Origin of the sequence: Mesorhizobium sp. M4A.F.Ca.ET.050.02.1.1 (assembly GCF_003997725.1) — a bacterium.
Classification (GTDB): domain Bacteria; phylum Pseudomonadota; class Alphaproteobacteria; order Rhizobiales; family Rhizobiaceae; genus Mesorhizobium.
The window spans coordinates 1-2,871 of sequence record NZ_RZSG01000762.1; the positions used below are offsets into that span (position 1 = coordinate 1).

At 63.3% G+C, this 2,871-nt stretch carries 4 protein-coding genes and 1 pseudogene; 2 read left to right on the forward strand and 3 right to left on the reverse strand.

Annotation, left to right across the window (positions count from 1 at the left end; all coding sequences use genetic code 11):
* A partial coding sequence (locus EOA33_RS30715; protein ID WP_145989370.1) for a MarR family winged helix-turn-helix transcriptional regulator occupies positions 1 to 227 on the reverse strand: 227 nt, incomplete at its 3' end.
* Between the two features lie 111 nt (positions 228 to 338).
* Here EOA33_RS30715 and EOA33_RS30720 point away from each other — a divergent pair.
* Positions 339 to 746, forward strand: coding sequence for a hypothetical protein (locus EOA33_RS30720; protein ID WP_126055056.1), 408 nt, complete (start codon positions 339 to 341; stop codon positions 744 to 746).
* A 224-nt stretch (positions 747 to 970) separates the two neighbouring features.
* Here the strand turns inward: EOA33_RS30720 and EOA33_RS30730 are convergent, their stop codons facing one another.
* Positions 971 to 1,708, reverse strand: a complete 738-nt coding sequence (locus EOA33_RS30730; protein WP_126055057.1) for an HD domain-containing protein — start codon at positions 1,706 to 1,708, stop codon at positions 971 to 973.
* A gap of 383 nt (positions 1,709 to 2,091) precedes the next feature.
* Here EOA33_RS30730 and queF point away from each other — a divergent pair, with 383 nt between their 5' ends.
* Positions 2,092 to 2,553: a preQ(1) synthase gene (gene queF / locus EOA33_RS30735; RefSeq protein ID WP_126055058.1), complete on the forward strand. Its 462-nt coding sequence runs from the start codon at positions 2,092 to 2,094 to the stop codon at positions 2,551 to 2,553.
* 19 nt (positions 2,554 to 2,572) lie between these two features.
* Here the strand turns inward: queF and EOA33_RS30740 are convergent.
* Positions 2,573 to 2,871, reverse strand: a pseudogene (locus EOA33_RS30740) (hypothetical protein); the annotation flags it as partial.

Below are 2,871 nucleotides of genomic sequence, written 5' to 3' on the forward strand. Positions count from 1 at the left end.
GGACAGTCCATGGCGTTGAGATGATGGGTCAGCGTCGCGCCCTGGATGCCGATCATGCCGGCAAGCTCGCGCTGGTTGGCGAGTTCCTTCGACTTGACTGAAAGTAAGGTCACCCAGACCGGCAGCGTGCCACCAGCCTCCACCAGCGCAGCGTCGAAGGCTTGCGCCACCAGCTTGGAGGTGCGGGCCAGATTCATTCCGACGGGCGGGCGGTCAAAGGGTGTCATGATACGACAGTAGAACAAGGGATTGGGCGTTGGAACGTGCCATCATAGATTGACATCAAATCATTTGATATCTAACTATTTGGCCAGCGGTGGGAAGGAAGGAATGCGGTCATGCAATATGTCTACATCATCGTCATCGGCCTTCATGTCATGGCCGGCGTGTTCTGGGCCGGCACCACCATCACGCTCGCCCGCGATCCCGAGATCAGGGCTGAGCGCTTCATCCGGCCGCAACTCGGCGCATCGGGCATGGTGTTCCTGACCGGCGCGCTGCTCTGGTATTTCTTCCACGAGGGCAGCTTCGGCTCGATGGAGATTGTGCTGGCAATCGGCATCGTGGCGGCCATCGCGGCCGCCGGCGTCCTCGGCGCCATGGTGCGCCGGCCGAGCAGCCAACTTGCCGGTGCCGATGCAGCCACCGAACCAATGCTGCGCGCGAAGATGGCCAACGGCGAACGCATCGCCGCCTGGCTGCTGGTGCTCACCGTGCTGTGCATGGCCACCGCAAGGATGTTCTAACTCGGAAAAATCGCTCGGCGCCGGCGCCAGGCCGGTGTCGGGCGTGGCGCGCACCGGACCGGCGCGGCAGGTGGCTCTCCTTGCGAAGATCCGGTGCGCGTGCCTCGCTAGAGCGGTTCATCGTTTCACGGAAACGCAGAACCGCTCTATCTCTTTGTTTTGGCGCAACTCCGGACGGAAAACCGCTACGCACTTTTCCTGGAATTGCGCTGGCGGCGCGGCCGTCAAAGCACCTCCACCCTACCTCCGCGCAACTTGTCCCGACGCAGCTTGAGGTAGTTGCGCACATTCGGCGCAATGCGAAAACCTTCCAGCCTGGTATCCTCGAGTGCCGCCGCCCACCCCAACGCCCCGTAGCGGCTGCCATAGGCTTCGATCGTGGCCGCAAGGCTCTCGCGGCCGATGCGCCGGGCCAGAATGGCGCAGGCAGCAACCCGCGATTCAATCGACCGGCCATATTTGGGCGCGAATGCCAGCCCGCCATCCGCCAGATCGTCGACATCATGCGCAAGGACAAGGAAAAGGATGTCCTCATCGCCGGCTGGCACGCCTTTCTCCACAAGGCGCTCGGGGTCTCCGGTGTCGAACTTCATCGCCCCTACCCTGGCGACAAGACCTTCTACCCGGGGTCCGAGCTTCTGCTCCAGCCACTTGCGGTGGGTTTCGGTGCGCCGACTGGATTTGCCGTCAGGATATTGGGCGCTGTCATAGGAGGCGTGGAACATCGCCGCGAGAACAAGATCCAGATCCTTGTCGAAATGCGCAACCGATGATGCGGCGCCGACGGCATGGCAGATGAAGGGCCGCCCCGTTTTGCGGTAGCGACCATTGAACATCGCGCAAGCCACGCGGTAGGCCTTCTGGACGCGAAGGATATCGTCTACCGCATGCCCGGCGTCGTGCAGTTGCATGTAAAGCGCCGTATTGGTCTGGCGCGGAACGAACAAGTCTTGTGCGGTCAAGCAAGCCCCCGACTGTGCGGACCCTTCGGCACGGGTTGTGCCGCCCCCGGATCGGCGACAGAAAATTGCAAATATGACCGGCCAAGTCCAGTCAGGCCGACTTGGCGGCCGCGGTCAGATCCGCAAGCCGAAGCGAATCCCGTCATAGATGGCGGCGTGGATGGAGAAGCGGACCCTGCTGGTCTTTGTCTTCCTGCGCATTCAAGTCGCGGGGGAGCGTCGTCCCGCTTCCATTTCACGCATCGGATTGGTCCGAAAACCGCTGCGCGGCTTTCAGTCCGGTGCTAATGAGCGGCGCAAATCCGCCGCGTCCGAGGGACCGCGGCGCTATTTCCGTTTTTGTTTGCGCCTCCGGAGCATCCGGCGGCAGCAAGGAGCCCCCAATGACCGACACCAAGAACCTTAGCCAGCTCGGCAAGCACGTCGAGACGCCACAGAGCCCGGAACAGGCGGTGCTGGAGACTGTGCCGTTTTCGCGCGGCGACGGGCCGCCGGCGATCGTGCGCTTCACCTGCCCGGAATTCACCTCGCTCTGCCCGGTCACCGGTCAGCCGGATTTCGCCCATATCGTCATCGACTACGCGCCCGATGCCTCGCTGGTGGAATCGAAATCGCTGAAGCTGTTCATGACCTCGTTCCGCAACCATGGCGCCTTCCACGAGGAATGCACGGTCATGATCGGCCGCCGCATCGTGGAGGCGACCAAGCCGCTCTGGCTGCGCGTCGGCGGCTACTGGTTCCCGCGCGGCGGCATCCCGATCGACGTGTTCTGGCAGACGGGCGCGCCGCCCAAGGACGCCTGGCTGCCCGACACCGGGGTCGCACCCTATCGCGGCAGGGGCTGAGCAGGCTCGATGATATCGCCTATTCGCACTGGTATTGGCTGAGAGCCCATTCGCCGGTGACCGACAGAAGGTCCGATATCTTCCAGGCGCCGCCGACCTTCCTGAGCTTCCATTCGAGCCGGTGCGCATTGTTGGCGACGACGAAGGCGACGACCACCTTGGCGTCGTCACCCTTGACCGCCTCGATGGTCTTGAGGCTGCCGTCGATCGCGGGCTTGTCGTAGTCGGCATTGTCCAGCGCCATGTTGGGATCGAGGCACTCCCCCTGCCCCGACTTGCGCAGCGCATCGCTCTTGTCGAGCACGGTCCTGGCCGGAT

Excerpts from the sequence above, each read along its gene's own strand:
- EOA33_RS30720 (WP_126055056.1), top strand. The coding sequence starts at position 339 with ATGCAATATGTCTACATCATCGTCATCGGCCTTCATGTCATGGCCGGC.
- queF (WP_126055058.1), top strand. The coding sequence starts at position 2,092 with ATGACCGACACCAAGAACCTTAGCCAGCTCGGCAAGCACGTCGAGACG.